This window comes from Bacteroidota bacterium (assembly GCA_018816945.1).
GTDB lineage: Bacteria > Bacteroidota > Bacteroidia > Bacteroidales.
Genome location: JAHIVC010000101.1, coordinates 148,596 through 167,425, shown reverse-complemented (window position 1 = coordinate 167,425; position 18,830 = coordinate 148,596). Strand labels below are relative to the sequence as shown.

18 protein-coding genes are annotated in these 18,830 nt (G+C 36.0%); 4 read left to right on the top strand and 14 right to left on the bottom strand.

Going from position 1 to position 18,830, the window contains the following annotated elements:
- Positions 1-12: 12 nt before the first annotated feature.
- Positions 13-1,713 carry a beta-lactamase family protein gene (locus tag KKG99_17135; GenBank protein ID MBU1014722.1) on the bottom strand — a complete coding sequence of 567 codons (1,701 nt, stop codon included), beginning with the start codon at positions 1,711-1,713 and terminating at the stop codon, positions 13-15.
- A 332-nt stretch (positions 1,714-2,045) separates the two neighbouring features.
- Positions 2,046-2,975, bottom strand: coding sequence for a LysR family transcriptional regulator (locus KKG99_17130; GenBank protein MBU1014721.1), 930 nt, complete (start codon positions 2,973-2,975; stop codon positions 2,046-2,048).
- A 112-nt stretch (positions 2,976-3,087) separates the two neighbouring features.
- Here KKG99_17130 and KKG99_17125 point away from each other — a divergent pair, with 112 nt between their 5' ends.
- From KKG99_17125 to KKG99_17115, 3 genes are all read left to right on the top strand, one after another.
- Positions 3,088-3,552, top strand: a complete 465-nt coding sequence (locus tag KKG99_17125; GenBank protein MBU1014720.1) for a DNA starvation/stationary phase protection protein — start codon at positions 3,088-3,090, stop codon at positions 3,550-3,552.
- Between the two features lie 80 nt (positions 3,553-3,632).
- Positions 3,633-4,286, top strand: coding sequence for a peroxiredoxin (locus tag KKG99_17120; protein ID MBU1014719.1), 654 nt, complete (start codon positions 3,633-3,635; stop codon positions 4,284-4,286).
- Positions 4,287-4,454: 168 nt separating this feature from the next.
- Positions 4,455-5,060, top strand: coding sequence for a hypothetical protein (locus KKG99_17115; GenBank protein ID MBU1014718.1), 606 nt, complete (start codon positions 4,455-4,457; stop codon positions 5,058-5,060).
- Positions 5,061-5,084: 24 nt separating this feature from the next.
- Here the strand turns inward: KKG99_17115 and KKG99_17110 are convergent, their stop codons facing one another.
- From KKG99_17110 to KKG99_17095, 4 genes are all read right to left on the bottom strand, one after another.
- Complete coding sequence (locus KKG99_17110) at positions 5,085-5,672, bottom strand: HutD family protein (GenBank protein ID MBU1014717.1); 588 nt, start codon at positions 5,670-5,672, stop codon at positions 5,085-5,087.
- A gap of 47 nt (positions 5,673-5,719) precedes the next feature.
- Positions 5,720-7,027, bottom strand: a complete 1,308-nt coding sequence (locus KKG99_17105) for an APC family permease (GenBank protein ID MBU1014716.1) — start codon at positions 7,025-7,027, stop codon at positions 5,720-5,722.
- 76 nt (positions 7,028-7,103) lie between these two features.
- The gene (locus tag KKG99_17100; GenBank protein MBU1014715.1) at positions 7,104-7,370 is read right to left on the bottom strand and encodes a TfoX/Sxy family protein; all 267 of its coding nucleotides are present in this window, start codon (positions 7,368-7,370) and stop codon (positions 7,104-7,106) included.
- A 171-nt stretch (positions 7,371-7,541) separates the two neighbouring features.
- Positions 7,542-8,627: a hypothetical protein gene (locus tag KKG99_17095; protein MBU1014714.1), complete on the bottom strand. Its 1,086-nt coding sequence runs from the start codon at positions 8,625-8,627 to the stop codon at positions 7,542-7,544.
- A gap of 479 nt (positions 8,628-9,106) precedes the next feature.
- Between KKG99_17095 and KKG99_17090 the strand changes: the two genes are divergently transcribed.
- Positions 9,107-10,681, top strand: a complete 1,575-nt coding sequence (locus tag KKG99_17090) for a hypothetical protein (protein ID MBU1014713.1) — start codon at positions 9,107-9,109, stop codon at positions 10,679-10,681.
- A gap of 237 nt (positions 10,682-10,918) precedes the next feature.
- On the opposite strand, the gene KKG99_17085 is transcribed toward KKG99_17090, so the two are convergent.
- The 8 genes from KKG99_17085 to KKG99_17050 all read right to left on the bottom strand — a co-directional run bounded on the left by KKG99_17085 (position 10,919) and on the right by KKG99_17050 (position 18,815).
- Entirely contained in the window at positions 10,919-11,107 is a 189-nt protein-coding gene (locus tag KKG99_17085; GenBank protein MBU1014712.1) for a hypothetical protein, read from the bottom strand.
- 260 nt (positions 11,108-11,367) lie between these two features.
- The gene (locus KKG99_17080; GenBank protein MBU1014711.1) at positions 11,368-11,550 is read right to left on the bottom strand and encodes a hypothetical protein; all 183 of its coding nucleotides are present in this window, start codon (positions 11,548-11,550) and stop codon (positions 11,368-11,370) included.
- 276 nt (positions 11,551-11,826) lie between these two features.
- Positions 11,827-13,809: a monovalent cation:proton antiporter-2 (CPA2) family protein gene (locus KKG99_17075; protein ID MBU1014710.1), complete on the bottom strand. Its 1,983-nt coding sequence runs from the start codon at positions 13,807-13,809 to the stop codon at positions 11,827-11,829.
- A gap of 102 nt (positions 13,810-13,911) precedes the next feature.
- A complete protein-coding gene (locus KKG99_17070; GenBank protein ID MBU1014709.1) occupies positions 13,912-14,295 on the bottom strand; it encodes a hypothetical protein in 384 nt (127 codons plus the stop codon).
- Positions 14,296-14,304: 9 nt separating this feature from the next.
- Positions 14,305-15,825, bottom strand: a complete 1,521-nt coding sequence (locus tag KKG99_17065; protein ID MBU1014708.1) for an AbgT family transporter — start codon at positions 15,823-15,825, stop codon at positions 14,305-14,307.
- 23 nt (positions 15,826-15,848) lie between these two features.
- Positions 15,849-16,607: a class I SAM-dependent methyltransferase gene (locus KKG99_17060; protein MBU1014707.1), complete on the bottom strand. Its 759-nt coding sequence runs from the start codon at positions 16,605-16,607 to the stop codon at positions 15,849-15,851.
- A 35-nt stretch (positions 16,608-16,642) separates the two neighbouring features.
- Positions 16,643-17,086 carry a GNAT family N-acetyltransferase gene (locus KKG99_17055; protein MBU1014706.1) on the bottom strand — a complete coding sequence of 148 codons (444 nt, stop codon included), beginning with the start codon at positions 17,084-17,086 and terminating at the stop codon, positions 16,643-16,645.
- A 427-nt stretch (positions 17,087-17,513) separates the two neighbouring features.
- Positions 17,514-18,815, bottom strand: a complete 1,302-nt coding sequence (locus KKG99_17050) for a DNA photolyase family protein (protein MBU1014705.1) — start codon at positions 18,813-18,815, stop codon at positions 17,514-17,516.
- Positions 18,816-18,830: the final 15 nt, after the last annotated feature.

Sequence of the window (18,830 nt, the reverse complement as noted above, 5' to 3'; positions counted from 1 at the left end):
AGCTTGCAAAAATCAATCCGCTTTCTTTGCCGAAAATGTCCTGCCACCGGTTGTCATCTTAAATTCATTAACAACTCCTTGCTTATTCTTTAAGAAATCGATTACAATGTCATCATCGTCTTTTAAAAAAAACTTAGTAGGTGATTCCGGATAGAAAACCGACTTTCCGCGTTGCTTGGACTCTACAATAATGCTATTGCGATCGTTCATGTAAACATTTACATTGAAAACGACCATCATTTTGTAAAGTCCGCATACCGCTTTATATTCGTCGTCAGTGATGACAACCGGTTTTTTCTCTTCGGGAAGAGGGATATCTGTTCGTTGGGCTATGGATAAGGTACCATCTGGTTGACGCCAATTTGCTTCAACGGCTTCACCTTTTTCATTAAAAACAAATTCTATATTAGATCCATCGGTGGTTTGGAACAAAGTTTGCGTTATTGGGTTCATGGCTTTTTTTGAGGAACCACTTCTTTTTGAATACAATTGGTTGCCTTTTCGGGTGATGATCCTGAATGCATTTTCTTCAATTTTGTAAACCCCTGTATATTTATCCAATTCGTTTTCGGGGAGTGTAATGAAATTAGCAGTGACACTGGTTTTTCCCATTACGGTTTCGGCTAACTTTTTAGCTCGTGCAGTTACATCGTATGCCGCAGTTAAATCAGGATCAGTACCTTCGTATCTATAATTGCTCAATAGCACAACAACAATATCATCTTCATAGAGCCAAAGGGTGTAATTTGTATATCCCAGCATGCTACCATTGTTTCCAGCAACAGGGCAACCTTGGAGAAGATAAAGCATCATCCCGTACCCGTTATTCGTTTCTGATCCATCAGCTAAAATGTAACGTGTCAATGCTTTTTTAATCTTTGGATCGTTGGATTTGTACTTTTCCGATAACCACTCATACCATTTAACCATATCATCGGTGCACGACCAAATGCTTCCGGCGGCAAGCAGATGAGAGTAGTTGATGGTGGGGGCATTTTCGATAGACTCATTTGCTTTAAAATACCCCATAGCAGTATTTTCAATTTTATCATTATTTTTTAAGATATATGTATTGTTCATTCCTATGGGTTTAAAGAAATTCTCAATTAGAAAGTCTTTGTGGCTTTCCCCCGAAATATTTTCAATGATCAAACCAAGTATGCCATAATTTACATTGCTGTAATGGTACTGAGTACCCGGTTCCGATAACAAAGGGATGTCCTTAAAAACATCAACAAATTGTTGGGGTGTCAATTCTTTTTCCCACATGGAAAACCATTGCGATACCTCAAAAACATCTATGATCCCGGATGTATGTGTGAGCAGGTTTTCAATGGTGATCTTTTTATCTGCATGAGGATAATCCGGCAAATATTTCTGGATGGGATCTGTTAGAGACAATTTTCCTTGTTCCCCGAGCAACAGAATAGCTTGTGCCGTGAACTGTTTTGTAATCGATCCGATGTTGAAAACACTCTTTGGATTAATGGGCACTTTCATTTCTAAATTGGCTAAACCATAGCCTTTTTTGAGCAATATCTCCCCTTCTTTAAATACGAGAACTGAAGCCCCCGGCTCATCAGGTTTGTATGCTGACGTCATAATGCTGTCAAGTTGGGCAATAAGTTCTTTTTTTTCCTTTTTAGATTCTTGGCAACTGAATGATACCAATGCTATGAATATTAATGGTATTATTTTTTTTATCAATGTCATCTTTTATTTTATTTGCTTTGATAATATTGAATAATAACACCCTAAGACGTTTGAAGACAACTAATAGTTACATCTATTATAATTTATTTTACTTCAGACTTCTCATCCAGTTTGGTCACATATTCTAGTTCAATCTTAATCAGATTGGAATCAGAACCTGAAATGAAAGTATTGATGCATTCACCGGTATTAATAAGCAATCTATCCATTTTAGGGAACTTCCGTTTAACATGTCTTAATTCCTGTGAAAATAATGGTTCGTATATATCCAAGCCGGGAATACCAAAATAAATTGCCTCATAATAAATGAAAGTAAGTAAGAAGCCAATTATTTACCTCCATTTTACACGTATTCCTCTTTCTTTTTTTTCCATATGTTCCGGCACAACTTCCTTGATAGTTTGATGAATAATATCAATTAAGGATTCCTTTGCAAAGCTTTTATGTGTAATGATACTTATTTCACGGCTTGGTTCGAGTTTGGCAAATCGACGACTAAATTTTTGATCATTATAGTTAAGTATTGCTAATTCAGGAATCAGTGTAATTCCAATGCCTTTATTAACCATTTGTTTAATGGTTTCAATTGAGCCGCTTTCGTAACGGAACCCTTCATGATCCTTATATCCCGAGTAATTGCATACTTCAAGAGCCTGCTCCCTGAAACAATGCCCCTCACTCAATAATAACAGCTCTTCAGTTCGAATGTCTTTACCTTCGATAAATTCTTTCTGCATCAGTTTATGACCCTCGTATAGATACAAAACAAATGGCTCATAATAAACAGGGATTTCCCTTATGGATGATTCCAATAGGGGAGTAGCCAGTATTCCAAGGTCGAGTTGATCATTATTAATTTGCTTTACAATTTCATGAGTTTGTAGCTCTTTGATCGATAAAACCGATTTCGGATACTTCTTTGTAAAGAGTTTTAAAAATCCTGGTAAAAGATAAGGTGCGATGGTGGGAATAATTGCAAGCGTAAATTCACCCTCAATTGCTTCTTTGTCATTTGAGACCATTTCTTTCAGCTGTCTCACTTCTCTGATGATTGATTTTGCCTTCTCAATAAAGTTTATCCCTGCTTTTGTTGGTTTTAAAGGAAGTTTAGTCCTGTCGAATAGTAGAAATCCAATTTCATCTTCCAGTTTTTTGACCTGCATTGTTAATGTTGGTTGAGTGACGTAACATCTTGAAGCTGCGGTTACAAAATGGCGGTAGTGATCGAGTGCTACCACATATTCGAGTTGTTGAATGGTCATGATTATAGATTATATCTATACAAAGATAATAAATATTGATTTGACATATATATAGGTTTGTTGTATTTTTGAACTATCAATTAACATAAAAAACCACAAAAAATATAAAATCATGAATAAAATAGGAATTAATAAAACAAAGGCTGATTTACTTTCAGCAAAATTAAATGAATTACTGGCAAATTATCAGGTATATTATATGAATGTACGGGGTTTTCATTGGAATGTAAAGGGTAATAACTTTTTTGAATTGCACCTGAAATTTGAAGAACTGTACAATAACCTGTTAATTAAAGTTGACGAGATTGCTGAACGGATCCTGACCTTAGGAGAAGAACCCCTGCATACTTATACAAATTATTTAAATATTTCCGAAATAAAAGAGATCAAAGGCGTAAGTAATGGCAAGGATGGGATTCGCATTATCCTGGATGCATTTGAAATTCTCATCAAAAAACAAAGAGAGATTCTTTCATTGGCCGGAGAGGCAGAAGATGAAGGAACGAATGCATTGATGAGCGATTATATCCGTGAGCAGGAAAAACTGGTTTGGATGTATAATGCTTACATCAGTTAAGATTCATTTGTAATCAGATCAATAAAAAAGATAATCAATTAGTATTAAAAAATTAACAATAAACATTAAAAAAGTCAATTATGGAACAAGAAGTAATCAACACAATGATGCCAAGAATTGGGGATATAGCTCCTGATTTTAAGGCAGTAACAACCAAAGGATCAATCCAATTCTCAAATTTTGCGAAAGATAAATGGGTTGTAATGTTTTCACACCCGGCCGATTTTACACCGGTATGTACAACAGAAATGAGCGGGTTTGCTGAACGTAAATCTGAATTCGATGCATTTAATGCTGAGCTATTGGGTTTAAGTATCGATAGTATTCACTCACATTTGGCATGGGTTAACAATGTAAAAGAAAAAACAGGCGTTTATTTTGATTTCCCAATCATCGCAGATATTGATATGAAAGTGTCAAAACTTTATGGGATGCTTCAACCTAATGAAAGTGAGACCGCTGCCGTTCGTGCAGTATTCTTTATCGATCCAAACAAAAAAATAAGGTTGATCATGTACTATCCGTTGAATGTGGGCAGAAATATGAACGAAATTTTAAGGGTACTCGAAGCATTACAGGTAGCCGATAAATATAAAGTCGCTCTTCCGTTAAATTGGGTAAAAGGGGATAAGGTAATCGTCCCGCCACCAAAAACCCTTGACGAAATGAATGCAAGGATTGCAGATACCAGTCTTGAAAAAGTTGATTTTTATCTGGCAAAGAAAAGCATATAAAAAATGAAACCCGCCCGATCAAGGCGGGTTTTTTTATGCTTTTTAAGTTTAGAGATTAAAGTTTCGTTAGTATTAATTAAAAAGTGAGAAAGATCCCTAATATCCTTCCATTTGTAGTGCTTATTTTCCATACATTTGCGTTCTTATTGATGATTGTGGAAACAAAATATGCCTACTGAAAAATTAATTATAAATATCATCATTTCGGGGTTCAACGTTTTTATTTTATCCCGGTATATCTACCTGCTTTATCATAAAAGAATTAGTCCATCGCTTGCCATGTGGGTATTTTTTAGTTTGGCTGTTGGGATAAGTATGTTTACTTATTTTGCTGATGGAGATTATAATATCAGCGACAACATGTTAAATTTTGCGGATCTTATTTTGGTCGTTGGGGTTTCAATTGCAATCCTTATTTGGGGGGACCCGACTACGCGCTTCAACCGATTTGATTTGGGATGTTTAGTTGCAGTTTTATTAATTATTCTTTATTGGGCCATATCCAATAATCATTTGGTTACCAATTTTTCGATACAAAGTATAATGGTAATTTCCTATTTCCCTGTGGTAAAAAGGATGATTAATCAGCAAAAGAATACAGAAGCTTTTTCAATTTGGATCGCATTATTTATCACTCCTTTTATCTCATTGATTGTAAATAAAGGAATGTTGGCCGACCTGTATGCCTATCGTGCAATTTTATGTACCGGAATTTTTCTTGTTCTGATGCTAAGGATTGAAATATTGAAGAAAAGGAGCATTAAAGCTGCTTAGTCAGCTGGGTTGGTTCAAAACCAATTATTTCTTCGTTAAAATTTCAGCAAAAATCAATTCACTTTTTTCGATTCCTTCAATCGCGATTTTTGTACCATCAGGATGTTTTATTACCAATAAACTTCCTTGATTTAAGTCATGGGTCCCATCATTTAACCCAATTCTGATTTTTCCTGAAAAAGCGTAAATGAAGAGCCAGCTAAGTTTCTTGTCAATTTGATATTCAGTTAAATGATATTTTTCAATGGTAATGGCGGATAATTCCCCACTTGCTTTTTCTTTGGTCATGAGATTGAAATCAGTGCACCTGCCAATGGAAGAGGTTTTCCAGTCTCCTTTAAATTCATCCATATCAAATTTGCCCAGCTTTTTGCTATGATGATTTTCATGGATCAATAAAGTTTCTCCTTCTAAAACCATGAGTTGCCTTGAAACTCCGGGTAGTGAAGTAAAATCAGATGTTTCTGTGTTTACGTTTGCAGTACTCAACCTGAAAATAAAATTTCGTTGCAGATATTCAGCGGTCGGTGGGTAAATAAAAAGTTGAGTTGTTGTTCCTCCCGGCCAATTAATGGTTTTAAAATTAGCCGAATGGAGAATTGTACTTTGCATTAAGTCAAAATGATTAGATGGTTGCCTATAGAAACGCTATTATTTGTTCAATAATTTTGCTTGTCAAGTTTAAAATATTTAATCACTAAAAAAAGAAAACTTAAGATTCCCAAAGCAATGATGATGCCTTTCATTTCCTGACTAGTCAGGTTTGAGAGGAGCCATAAAATGGTAAGTATTGAAAGAATGGGAATAGTTATACCACCCGGTATTTTAAATGAATTTGATGCTTCAAATGTCTTGGATCTTAACTTCATAACTGCGAATGCAACTCCCAAATAAACAAGTAAAACGGACGATGAAGAAAGAATTGCCAATTGCTTGAATTCACCTGTTATCGCAAAAAAACATCCCAGGTAAGTATAGACAATTACTGCAATGTAAGGGGTGGCATATTTCGAATGGACAAGAGATAAAGCTTTAATCGGGATTACTTTATCTTTTGCAGAACGGAACAGTACTCTGGGCATGTTCAACGTATCACTGCTTAAATATCCGAACATGGAGATTGCGGCACCTGAAATCATAATGGTCAAACCCAAAGGTCCCATGATCCTTTTGGCAACTTCTGCTAAAGGCGCATCTTTATAATTCGGGAACGAATCACCAAGTATTCCTTGAGAAACCAACTGCACAGCAATGTAGAGCAAAAGGATTATCATAAAGCTCAACAGGATGGCTTTAGGTACTGTTTTCCTTGGATTTTTAACTTCTCCTCCTACGCTTAAACTGCTTTCAGCACCCTGAAAGGCAAAGAATAAAATGAGCGATATTTTTCCAATATCACTAAACGCTGGGATTTCGTGCCATGTTAAATTATCAAACACGATTCGGGTCGAGCCCCAAATCACTAATAGCAAAAGAGGTGCAAGTTTAGCAATGGTGGTGAATTTCACAAGAGTGATCCCTTTCTTAACGCCAATAACATTCGTAATTGCCAAGCCGGAAAAAATGGCTATGAAGAAAGCGATTCTCACCAACTGATCGTTAAAAATGGGAAATAAATAGGCTAGTGTACCGGCAAGGGCATTGGCCACAGCTGCTGTTGCCATCAAAGAGGTGCCGAAAATCAATAAGTTAGTGGCCAAAAAACCGAAATATTTTCCAAATGCAATTTCAATGTAAGCATAGGCACCACCTGTAACATTGATTTTACTTCCAAGTTCGGCAAACCCAAGCATGATTAAAGTGATGAGGAATCCACAAAAAAGATAGGCCAGTATGCCTGCTGAGCCTAATCCTTCGCTTACCAATGCAGGCAACACAAAAATTCCGGATCCAATTACAACATTGATGATATTGGCCGTCAATCCCCAAAACCCGATTTCTCTTTTTAATCCTTCTTCAGTATTCATTTAAAAAAATATTGTTGTTATCCTCGCGTGATCGATTTGTTTGGATACCTAATCAAACTTAAAATAGGTCTTCTGTTTATTTGGTCAGTTGATGATAAAACAGTTTCAATTCCTGTTTTCTGTAATTCTCAAGATTGTGCCATCTGATCCCCTGGATTGCCCCTTCAATTGCATAAAGCATATTAATGCAGGTGTCGTTTTTATCAAAGGTGTGAATTTTGATTATTGCATTTTCACTGCCGGTACTTTTTAATTCAAACTCATTGGTGATTCCCACGCTAATCAGCTTTTCGGCAAGTGTTTTTCCTATATTAGGCAGTTTGGTTAAGGGCAGGGCATCCATATATTTTGCTTTTTAAAAGAATTTTCAAACAGATCAATTTCAAGATTATTTCACATAGCGAATTTACCATTAATTACAGATTTTAATAAACCCAAAATCCATTTATTTTGAAAATGGTCGAATTTAAATTTAAAAGAAACAGCATTCGTAAATCCTATTGATTTAAAAAGGCTAGTTTTTTACACACCTTATAGATAATCCATAGTCTTTAGGTAAACCGTAGAAATGGTAGCCAAAAAACTGCCCAATTTTAGATTGGTCATAGCTTAGACTTCGGTTCCAGACATAGTGATTCTCATTCACGAAAATTTCAGTAGAGCTCCAGAAATGTGTTAATATTGTTAAATCTCTAAACTCACCGGTATTCATCCTGATGCCTGCCGGTAAGGCTGTAAATCCGGTTTCATTATTGCCATTCCCATTTTGATACCATCCTGTTTGTGCTTTCAGTTTATCACCTTCATTAGTTCCTCGCCAAAGAAATGCCCTTGTTTCTGCGGAGGTCATACCTAAATACATTTCAAGTTCCTTCCACTCGTCATTGGTTGGCAAATGCCATCCGTCAGGACAAGCACCCTGAATAGGACTACGATCAAAGTCATTGCTTTCCGCACCATTCATGGCGGCGGCCCATGTATATAAAGCTCCATAAAGAGTTTCATTGATCGATGAATTGGCATAAAAGCAATAGGATTTATCGGTGTCGCCTAAGCTGTCCCAGCTAAAATTACTTTCAGTCAAATTAATTGCTGTACCATCAGCAAAATGAGTGGTTTTAAGATTCTCAGCCATCCACCATTGGAATCCTATTTTAATTGTTTTATAAGAATTTCCGTCAAAATCAGTTACTTTTCCGGTAATTAGTTCAGAATTATCTTCGCCTATAAAGATTGTGATTTCACTTGAAGTTTTACTTCCTGCGTTATCTTTTGCCGTTGCTATAATAGTATGGCTACCTATGCTTTTATCTTCTGTGTTCCAATTATATTCATAGGGATATTCACCATCCGAATGTACCCCGATTCCATTAATTTCGAACTTTACCTGATTGATGCCATCATCAATATCATTTGCATCAACCAATATCATCATCTTTTGACCTTGTAAGATTTCAGTTCCATTGGCTGGACTGATTATGGTGCATGTTGGCGCAGTGTTTTTAGTGCTTTCCGATTTGGTACAACTTAAAGTTGAGAAAGCTACCATTATTAAAAGGACTATTATAAAACTGAATGATCTGAATACGTATATTTTCACTGTATTTTGGTTTCAATTCAATACTGATTTACTCAGCATATATTTCAAATTTAACAACTTATTTAAAATAAATGTTAATTTATCTTTTTTAATATAGCGGATGATAAAACAGTTTAAATGCCTGATTTCAGTAATCTTAAAAATCGTACTAAATAGCTCCTTGAATTATACATTCCAACTCATTATTAAGCTTATCGGCAAGCGGTTTCCAATATTTGGCAGTTTGGTTAAGAGCATGGTATCAATGTATTTCGCTTTTAATAGAATATATAACAGATAAATTCCGGGATTATTTCGAACTAATTTAAGAAAATCACAATATAACTTTACAAATTAAAGGATCATGGATAATGTGTGAATGATGTAACTTATTTACAGTGTTTTGTAAAGGAATTGAAAACCATAGTTAGTAGCTTTAGCGCATGAAAATTTCCAAACATTTTCCGACTTTAAATAATTGGAAATTTAAGTGTCCTATCATGAACATGAATTCATTTTTTAAAATTCTACTTGGGACAGTTATATTTTTGCTATTAGTTATTTTATTGACAACTGTTTTTGTTGAACCTTGGGTTAGAAAAAAAATACAAACAGCATTCAATGAGAAGAATAAAAATTATATCGTTGTAGTTGACAAGGTTCATCTTGTATTGATCAGACCGGGGATAGAACTTAAGAATATTACAATCTATTCAAAAAGGATGCATGAAAATCTCAGGGAATTAAAAGTAGAGATAGCGTTCATGAAATTTAGCGGAATAGACCTTATAAAAGCCATCTTTAGCAACAATCTCAACATCAGGGAAATAACTATTTCCGATAGTCGGATTATAGGTGTAGTTCGATTTCCTGAAGAAGCTGAACTACAATTGGTTTCGTCATTCAATTTGAGGATTGGAAGCATTACATTTAATAAAATTGATTGTTTTTTGAAAAATGCTTCAACATTCGAGGCTTATTCTGTAAAAGAAGGCGTTTTAAAGTTGTGGAATGTCGAAGTTAAGAAAAAGGATACGATAAATCCCGGCATAATTAAACAGTTTGATTTCAAAGCGGAAGAACTAAAGAAGGTTTCAGCAGATAGCATGCATACATACACTGTTAATGGCATTATTTATTCATCCTCTTCTAACACTTTATCGGTAAATAAATTCACGCTTCAACCGAATTATACCGATTATGATTTCACATCACGGTATGCGTTTCAAAAAGAGCGTATTGAAGCTAGCTTCAACCATATTTTTGTTCACAATTTTTCAGCCATTGCTTATTTAAATGATAAAAATCTGGTAAGTTCCTATATCGAAATCGGGAAATTGGATATGAATATTTTTCGTGATAAACGAAAAGAATTTAAGCGAATGAACAAACCTGCATTTCAGGACATGATATACAACTATCCCGGTCTAATACAAATTGATTCAATTGGCCTTTTAACCGGAAATGTATCTTATACTCAACATCCTGAAAAGGCAAATAAACCCGGAAGTTCAAGCTTTAATGAGATCCATGCGAAAATCTACAATATTACAAACGATGCTGTTTACAAAACAGAAAGCGCATTTTTGGAACTGAGGGCCGAAGCATTATTCATGGGAAAAAGCAAGATGGATATTGTATTAAAAGCGAAAATATTCGATGAGCAGAACACCTTCTCAGTGAATGGGACCTTTTCGGAAATGGAAACGAATGAATTGAATTCGGTGCTTGAACATAATGCTTTTATTCATGTAAAGGTAGGTAAATTAGATAAAATGAATTTCAGCTTTATGGCAAACAACTCAAATGCAACCGGCAAAATGACCATGCTTTATCATGGGTTGAAAATTGAACTTATTAATAAAAGGACCGATGAATCTACTGCCATTAAAGAGAAAATCATGTCATTTATCGCCAACATGAAAATCATCGATTCGAATCCGGTTCCAGGAAAAGTAGTAAGAGAGGGACTAATTTATTACGAAAGAGAGCCTGAACATTTTCTTATTAATTATTGCTTCAAATCCATATTGTCCGGAATTAAATCCAGTCTTAAAGAGAGTCCAAGGAGATGAAAAGAATCGAAAGAGATCTTATTTATATTCTTGCTAAGTTTATCTTGTGCTTTTTATCGGATTCTATATTTAAGTTATGAATTTTTTTGTGTCAAAATGGACATAAAGCAACTAAATTGTCAATAATATTAATTTCTCATTTCGGAAAATAACCTCCATGATGAGTTTTTAGAAAAAGGATTCCTTTTGAGAATATGGTCTTAAAAAATTGGAAAGATTTATGATAATGATTGATTTTCAACGAGATATTTTATCGTTTTTAATCCTGTATGCTATGTTGATCGAAAATAACAAATTTCGCACTTTCAACTTATCGTTTCTAACCAAATAGCCTAAATCAGGATTCACTTCAAAACCCAGACTTAAGCCTTTTACAAATTCAACCCCAATACTGTTGGTAAACCCAATTGTGTGTTTATTAAACATTACATATCCTGAATTCTCCGGATAATTGGTATGCTTCAGGTTGCCCTCTTATTCCATCGGACGTTGGAAATCATTACCTGAAAATTCTTCCAGATCATATTCAAGGGAATGACCTAAAAGGATGTCATTTCTCATCCCTGTTTGGAAATAAATGGCAAACTTATCCCATGTCTTGATCTTGAATTTTATGAGAAAGTCGAGGGATAGGTAGTGAATTCTATTATTGTAAATATGTTTGTAACTTCCTTCGATAACTCCAGCTACTTCTCCAATTGCCCTTCCAATTTTCTCTTTCTGTATTCTTTCAACTTTGAAACCAAAAATACACTTTCCTGATCACCTAAATTTGGAATGGATTTCTTCATTGCAATAACATAGTGTGCAAGTTCAATTTCAGTTGCCGGAAAACCTATATTTCCGGTTCCACTATCGCTGTTAATCAAAACTTCTCCCGCTGTATTAAATATGGTTCACGAGGGTGTACCTCCGGTGCCATAAATCTCATAAATAGTCTTTCCATCTGCATTTTTTTCAATATCCATTTTCACAAAGTAGAAGTATTTGCCGAGGAGGTCATTTACTTCTTTATCTTCGTGATATTTATCTAAACCCCTGCACCAGCAGCCGTGTCATACTTCATAATTCGGGTAATAAATTAACTATTTTTTTTAGTTTATCTAAAGGGGTATTATAATTTAAAGTAGAATGCCTTCGTTGTTTTATTTTATCAATTTATGGAACTGTTCTATATTTCTTTGATTTCCTTGAATATAAATCACATCATCTTGTTTTAATATTTCTTCCGGCTGTATGCTTTCCATCATTTTATTTCTTCTTTTGATACCCAAGATGTTTATTCCATATTCGGCTCTTAGGTTCAATTCTTTTAGTGGTTTTCCTAAAAATTTATTACTGTCAGCGGTCATTCTTAAACATGTGATATTGAAGTCTGCGAAGTTTTTCGGTCGGTAGGTTTTAGGACGTTTTAATTCACCTTTGAATAATTGGTAATTGTCGGCCCTGACCTTTTCGATGAGTTGGTCAATTTCGCCTTCTGTTACAAGAAAATTTTGAAGAACATAAGTGAATATTTGTACCGAAGTTTCAAACTCTTCTGGAATTACTTCATCTGCACCTAAAGCAATTAATTCATATGTTTCATTAACATACCTTGTCCTTACAACTAAATACAGCGAATCAGAATAAGTCCGAATATTTTTTATGATGGCTTTTGTAGCAAGGTTGTCTGATATGGCTATTACAGCAGCTCGGGCATTTGAAAGATGTACAGTTTCGAGAATATGGTCTTGAGTTGCGTCACCAAAAATAATAGGCAGACCCTTTTCTTTTTCATGTTTAACCGTTTCAGCATTCATTTCAATAACGATAAAGGGAATGTCACTCGAAGCGGCTGCTTTTGCCAAATTGCTACCATTCACCCCATATCCAATTATAACTAAATGATTTTCTAATTCTTTGTCAGGAATTTCTACTCTACCCTGTTCTGAGAAAAAGATACCCTTAAGTCCTAGCTTTTTTGAAACTCCTATAAATCTGCTGGTAATTTTCTCGGAAGCAATAATCACAAACGGTGTCAATATCATCGACACAATTGAAACGGCTAAGAAATATTGATTGGATTGAGTATTTAATAGGTTGTATTCTATGCCTACTTTTGAAAGAATAAATGCAAACTCCCCAACTTGAAAAAGTGATAAACCTGTCAAAAGAACAGTTCTTGTTGGATATTTGAGAATTGCAACAGCTATTGCTGCAATCAATGATTTAAGCAAGAATACAACTATAACCAATAGCAAGATAACGGGAATATTATTCAGAAAAAAGCTAAAATCGAGTAACATACCCACAGAAACGAAAAAGAAGCTGGTAAATAGTTCTCGAAAAGGCAGGATAATACTTGTTGCTTGATGGCTGTACTCTGACTCAGAAACGATTAGCCCTGCAATAAAGGCACCTAGTGCCAAAGATAAGCCAGCTTCTGATGTAAGAAAGGCAACCGCAAAACAGAGAGTGAAGGTAACCAACAGGAAAAGTTCTTTACTGTTAGTTTTTGCAACCGTATGCATCAACTTTGGTACAATATACCGTGCACTAATAAAAGTGATTACGAGAACAACTGCCGATTTTACAAGTAGGGAAAGAATACTTAAAGTTAGATTTGTTGATTCACCTGCGATTAGCGGGGTAATAAGCATCATTGGTACCACAATGATATCTTGAAAGACTAAAATCGCCAACGCATTTCTTGCGTGTGGTGTTGAAATCTCCTGTCTGTCTTGTAAGGTTTTTAGTACGATTGCTGTACTTGACAAAGAAAAAAGGAAACCAATAAAAACCGATTCGTTCCATGAATGACCTAAAACGTAATAAATAAGTCCTGCTGCGAGAACGGTAATACCGACCTGCAAAAATCCACCAACGAAGACCGTTTTTTTGATTGAAACCAGTTGTTTGATAGATAATTCCATTCCTATAACAAATAGCAACAGTATTATCCCAATTTCTGATAAAATTTCTACTTGTTCAACCGCTTCTACGAGGCTTAATCCATAGGGGCCAATTATGACTCCTGTCAGCAGAAAACCTATTATAGAAGGAAGTTTCAGTCGTTGAAGTACAAATACTATAACGACCGAAAATCCTAAAAGGATGAGTATGTCTTGAAGTAATGGTAAGTGCATTAGTTGTTTCGGTATTTAAGTTTTTTAATCAAACAATTCCTCGTGGCTTGCCGCGAGGTTTCCTATTACTCTCCCCTGATATTCAGGGGACCTGCCTCGCCGTCAGGCAGGGATGTCAGTCGAAAGACTGACAGAGGGGTGAAATAATGAAAATTCGGTTTTCAGCATTTTGCTGAAATAAAGTTGGCGAAACCTGCTTGCCGCAGGCAAGTACCCCTTGGCTCTGCCACGGGGATAGTCAACTTTATGAATTTTCTTTATTACACACACTTTAGGCCGCAATATGGATACTGCTCCTTTACCGCATCCTAAATCAAAAACTTTGAGGCCGGACACATTGTCAAAATGCTTACTTATCGAAATGATTATTGCATCAGGGTCTGCCCCAATTTTCCAAATGTCCTGCAGTATAAATGGCAAAAAAGGGTATAGCTTCATATCAGAACCATCCATTACAATAACTTCGCTTTCTTTCAGAGGTTTCATCGGTGTAGCTTATTTAACATAATATAGACCAGCTTCAGGACCTAAAGGTAAACCTGCTAAAATCCAAACAATCAATAACAATGTCCATGCAATAAAAAATACAATGGAATAAGGAAGCATTGTTCCGATTAAAGTACCTATGCCGGCTTTTGCATCATACTTCTCGTAATACACAATAATAAGAGCAAAGAAACTCATCATAGGGGATATTACATTAGTTACGCTGTCGCCAATGCGGAAAACTACCTGCGATAGTTCGGGAGAGTATCCGAGCAACATGAACATCGGAATGAAAACCGGGCCCATAATTGCCCATTTTGCTGAAGCACTTCCCATAAAAAGATTAATAAATCCACTGAAAAGCACGAACAGTAATACCAGCGGAATCAGGCCAATATCCATGGCCTGTAATATTTCAGCTCCTTTGATAGCCAGAACTAGACCCAGATTGCTCCATTTGAACCAGGCAACAAATTGTGCTGCGAAAAAAACCAGTACCAGAAAGGAAACAAGACTTTTAAAGCTGCTGTTCATTCCGGTTATTACATCGTTGTGTTTCTTAAAAGTTTTGGTAATGTAACCGAAAACGATACCGCAGCTGGCTGCAAGTAAAAAAAGAACTGCAATAAAACCTTTTAGCAATGGAGAATGTAGCACCGAATTATCCTCTCCTCTTAGAAAGCCATGCTCCGGAATAAGTCCTGCAGCAAATATTGCCAACCAGCCAATAAAAATATACAATACCCATTTCAGGCCTTTTTTTTCACCCGGCATCAATGGTTTAACAGGCTCCATTTCAACATTCCCGCTGTATTTCCCAAGTCGTGGTTCAACCCAAGCATTAGTAACCCATGTTCCAGCAAATGAAATAACAAAGGTAGAAACTGCCATAAAATAATAGTTGGCTGTTGGCATTACATAATAATTCGGATCAATAATTCGTGCAGCCTCAGTCGAAAGACCTGCCAAAAGCGGATCAATCGTACCGATTAAAAGATTTGCGCTGAATCCTCCACTAACACCTGCAAAAGCCGCCGACATACCGGCTATAGGATGACGGCCCAGTGAATGAAAAATTACTCCGGCAAGAGGGATTATTAGCAAATAACCAAGGTCGGAGGCAATGTTGGACATAATACCTGCAAATACAATAATAAAAGTTACCCACTTCTCTGGGGCTTTTATTAATAATGCATTGATGGCAGTTTTTATTAGCCCGCTGCTTTCGGCAATACCAATTCCGAGCATGGCTACCATAACAATTCCGAGAGGTGCGAATCCTGTATAATTGTCAACCATTTCTAGTAATATCCGGTGCAAACCTTCAACCGATAACAGGTTTATCACTTTAATTGTTTCGTCTGTAGCAGGATTTACTCCCTGCCATCCCAAGTAATATCCAATTGCAGAAATCACCAGTGTAATTAATGCAATGATTCCAAATAAGGCTGCAGGATGAGGAAGCGCATTGCCGCCTTTTTCAACAATGGTTATAAATTTATTAAGTGCGTTTTCGAAAAATCGTTTCATAATTTGTATCTTGTATTTTATTATTATGTTGCAATTACCAGCATTTCAAAGTCTTCGGTTCTTAATTTATCCTCCCTTGAGAAAGCACCGAGTTTGGCTCCAAAAATTTCAATTTTCGTAAACCCAAGCGATTTAAGCAACCAGGTTATTTCAGATGGCACATAATATCGTTCGTTGCATTCGAGTTCTTTTTCTAGTCCGCTGTCATCAGCGACTTTAGTAATGTTGAAGTCCCTGAAGGTCATCAAATCAAAATTCTTACTGTCGTATGCAGCATTGCCTTCTGTCTTGCCATTGGCGTGGAAATCATTGATAGAGTGAAACAAGGGAAACAATCCGTTTAACGTTGTGAAAATAAATTTTGACTTGTTCTTCAATGATTTAGAAACATTCTTAAGAATTTCGTAATTCATTTCATCGGTTTCCATTAATGGAAAACCGCCTTCACACAACATTATAGCCATGTCAAATTCGTTTTCAAAAGGCAAATTACGTGCATCGTGCCTTAAAAAATCTAATTGTAAACCGTTCTGTTTTGCCTTTTCTCTCGCTTTTTCGAGTAATGATTCAGATAAATCGATCCCTGTAACTGAATAACCTCTTTTTGATAACTCTATGGAATGACGACCTGTGCCGCATCCAATATCAATAATCTTTAGCTCCTTGTTGTAATTAATCTCTTTCTCAATAAAATCGCATTCGCCAATTGTTCCCTGTGTGAAACATTCGTTGTCGTATTTCTGACCATAGTTTTCAAATAATGTTTCGTACCATTGTTTCATATTGTTATCTGTTTTTGTAATACAATCTTGTATTCCTATAATTCTTTTTTAAGATAAATCATATCAATAAGTTGTATATCGCCGTCGAACATAGGGTGGTCGTAATTGTCGGTAAAAAATTTTCTTACTCTATGTGACTTTTCAAATCCACAACTTTCATAAAACGACAAAATTGACGGTGTCTCGCCTGTCCCGACAAGTATAGTTTTGTAGTCATTTTGATAGAAATCAAAAATATAATTTATCAATGCTCTACCATATCCTTTGCCACGATATTTTGCATATGTCGCAATGTTTTTCAATTCACAGGTTTTGCAATTTATCGGCACTACAACACAAACACTTTTCAAATCATCGTCAAATAAAGCAAATAAGTCTCCAAGCGGCAAATACTTGTCAATCATATTCTCCTGCTCATCTGCCAACAACAATAAGTCAAGAAACTGCTTCTTGTTTTTGATAATTTTTTTTATTTTCATCATAATTCTGCTCCCTCACAACGATGCTTTACTCTCTATTTATTTTATTGTGTCAAGGTTGCAGGTCGGTTTTCCTGCATGACGCACAACGGTTCCACGCTAAATTGCGTTTGGGAGCAAAGAACCGTTTCTTTATCCCCCGTTAATTAAAAAACTAAAATACGAAAAACTTTGGTTTCTGTATCTCTGCCCAACTGGAATGTTTGGCACTAAAATAAGTCTGCAGGTAAAACAACAAATTAAGCCATCTTTTTAAATACCATCTTAGAGTTCTGTACATTAAAGATTATTAGGCAAGGACTGCAAGTCCGTGCCAACGGATACCCATACAGCCTGTCCCGATGAACGAAGTTCGGGATACAGTGGTATCTGAATGCCTGCAACCAGGTGAGAGGTGTGCTGGCTGACTTTCAGTCCGTCAGACACCTTACTCGAATGCATTTAGTTGTAATCCTTTCTTATAAGTTTCAATGGCTCTTTCTCTCGCTTGTTTGTGATCTAACATTGGAGCCGGATAGTCTAATGAGCTTAATTCAGGTATCCACTTTTTGATGTAAACCATTTTTGGATCGAATCTCTTAATCTGTTCGGTAGGGTTAAATACTCTAAAATATGGAGCAGCATCGCAGCCTGTTCCTGCAGCCCATTGCCAATTTCCATTGTTTGAAGAAAGCTCGTAATCCAGTAGTTTTTGAGCAAAGTAAGCTTCTCCCCATTTCCAGTCAATTAATAAGTGCTTGCACAGGAATCCGGCAACCACCATTCGTACCCTGTTGTGCATATAGCCTGTAGCATTCAGCTCCCGCATGCCTGCATCAACCATGGGATATCCGGTTTTCCCATTGGTCCATTTTTCAAATTCTTTCAAGTTGTTTCGCCATAGAATATGATCGTATTTACGTTTGAAATTAAAATGAACGACCTCCGGGTAGTGATAGAGGATTTGCATGAAAAATTCACGCCAAATGAGTTCAGACAAAAAGACTTGATTGGATAACACTTGTTTCACTATGCTGCGTATGCTAATTGTTCCGAACCTAAGATGCGGAGACAGAAAGCTTGTTTGTCCGAGTGCCGGAAAATTTCTTGCTTCACTATAATTTTCAAGGTGGTCAAGTTGGTAATCGTGCACTTTTATGGTCGATCGTTTAAACCCCAGTTCTTTGAGACTTGGAAAATCCAACTGGATATTGGCATAGTTAGATTCGTTTGAAGAGAGGGGAGTTAAAATGGTCTCATTGATTTTTAACTTGCCAATCCATTTGTTTTTATATGGGGTGAAAACGGTATATGGAGAATCGTCATTTTTTAGAATGTCATTTTTGGCAAAGATCACTTGATCTTTAAATGCCTTAAATTCGATTCCATTGGCGAGAAGTAGTTTCTCAATCTCTAAATCCCGGTTAATAGCATATGGCTCGTAATCTTCGTTGGTATAAACGGTTTTGATACTGAATTCATCGATTAGGTTTCTCCAGATTTTCTCCGGATCATCTTTTTTGCAATATAGGGAGCACGAATTTTTCTTTAATTCGGATGACAGATACAGGAGTTGGTTATAAATGAAGGTGATTCTTGGATCGTTCTCTTCTAGTTCCTCTATAATGTTTTTATCGAAAATAAAAATGGGTAATACAGGGTAGTGATCTTTAAGAGCTTCACTTAATCCGCGATTATCCTTTAGGCGCAAGTCTCTTCTGAACCAAAATATTGAGATTTTTTCTTTCATCACAAGTCAATTAAC

What these genes read in the sequence shown, in the direction of transcription:
- KKG99_17055 (MBU1014706.1), bottom strand. Translation starts at nt 17,086, where the DNA reads ATGAAAATAAAAAAAATTATCAAAAACAAGAAGCAGTTTCTTGACTTA.
- KKG99_17110 (MBU1014717.1), bottom strand. Translation starts at nt 5,672, where the DNA reads ATGCAAAGTACAATTCTCCATTCGGCTAATTTTAAAACCATTAATTGG.
- KKG99_17090 (MBU1014713.1), top strand. Translation starts at nt 9,107, where the DNA reads ATGAACATGAATTCATTTTTTAAAATTCTACTTGGGACAGTTATATTT.
- KKG99_17135 (MBU1014722.1), bottom strand. Translation starts at nt 1,713, where the DNA reads ATGACATTGATAAAAAAAATAATACCATTAATATTCATAGCATTGGTA.
- KKG99_17125 (MBU1014720.1), top strand. Translation starts at nt 3,088, where the DNA reads ATGAATAAAATAGGAATTAATAAAACAAAGGCTGATTTACTTTCAGCA.
- KKG99_17115 (MBU1014718.1), top strand. Translation starts at nt 4,455, where the DNA reads ATGCCTACTGAAAAATTAATTATAAATATCATCATTTCGGGGTTCAAC.
- KKG99_17050 (MBU1014705.1), bottom strand. Translation starts at nt 18,815, where the DNA reads ATGAAAGAAAAAATCTCAATATTTTGGTTCAGAAGAGACTTGCGCCTA.
- KKG99_17130 (MBU1014721.1), bottom strand. Translation starts at nt 2,975, where the DNA reads ATGACCATTCAACAACTCGAATATGTGGTAGCACTCGATCACTACCGC.
- KKG99_17085 (MBU1014712.1), bottom strand. Translation starts at nt 11,107, where the DNA reads ATGTTTAATAAACACACAATTGGGTTTACCAACAGTATTGGGGTTGAA.
- KKG99_17100 (MBU1014715.1), bottom strand. Translation starts at nt 7,370, where the DNA reads ATGGATGCCCTGCCCTTAACCAAACTGCCTAATATAGGAAAAACACTT.
- KKG99_17060 (MBU1014707.1), bottom strand. Translation starts at nt 16,607, where the DNA reads ATGAAACAATGGTACGAAACATTATTTGAAAACTATGGTCAGAAATAC.
- KKG99_17065 (MBU1014708.1), bottom strand. Translation starts at nt 15,825, where the DNA reads ATGAAACGATTTTTCGAAAACGCACTTAATAAATTTATAACCATTGTT.
- KKG99_17075 (MBU1014710.1), bottom strand. Translation starts at nt 13,809, where the DNA reads ATGCACTTACCATTACTTCAAGACATACTCATCCTTTTAGGATTTTCG.
- KKG99_17105 (MBU1014716.1), bottom strand. Translation starts at nt 7,027, where the DNA reads ATGAATACTGAAGAAGGATTAAAAAGAGAAATCGGGTTTTGGGGATTG.
- KKG99_17120 (MBU1014719.1), top strand. Translation starts at nt 3,633, where the DNA reads ATGGAACAAGAAGTAATCAACACAATGATGCCAAGAATTGGGGATATA.
- KKG99_17070 (MBU1014709.1), bottom strand. Translation starts at nt 14,295, where the DNA reads ATGAAACCTCTGAAAGAAAGCGAAGTTATTGTAATGGATGGTTCTGAT.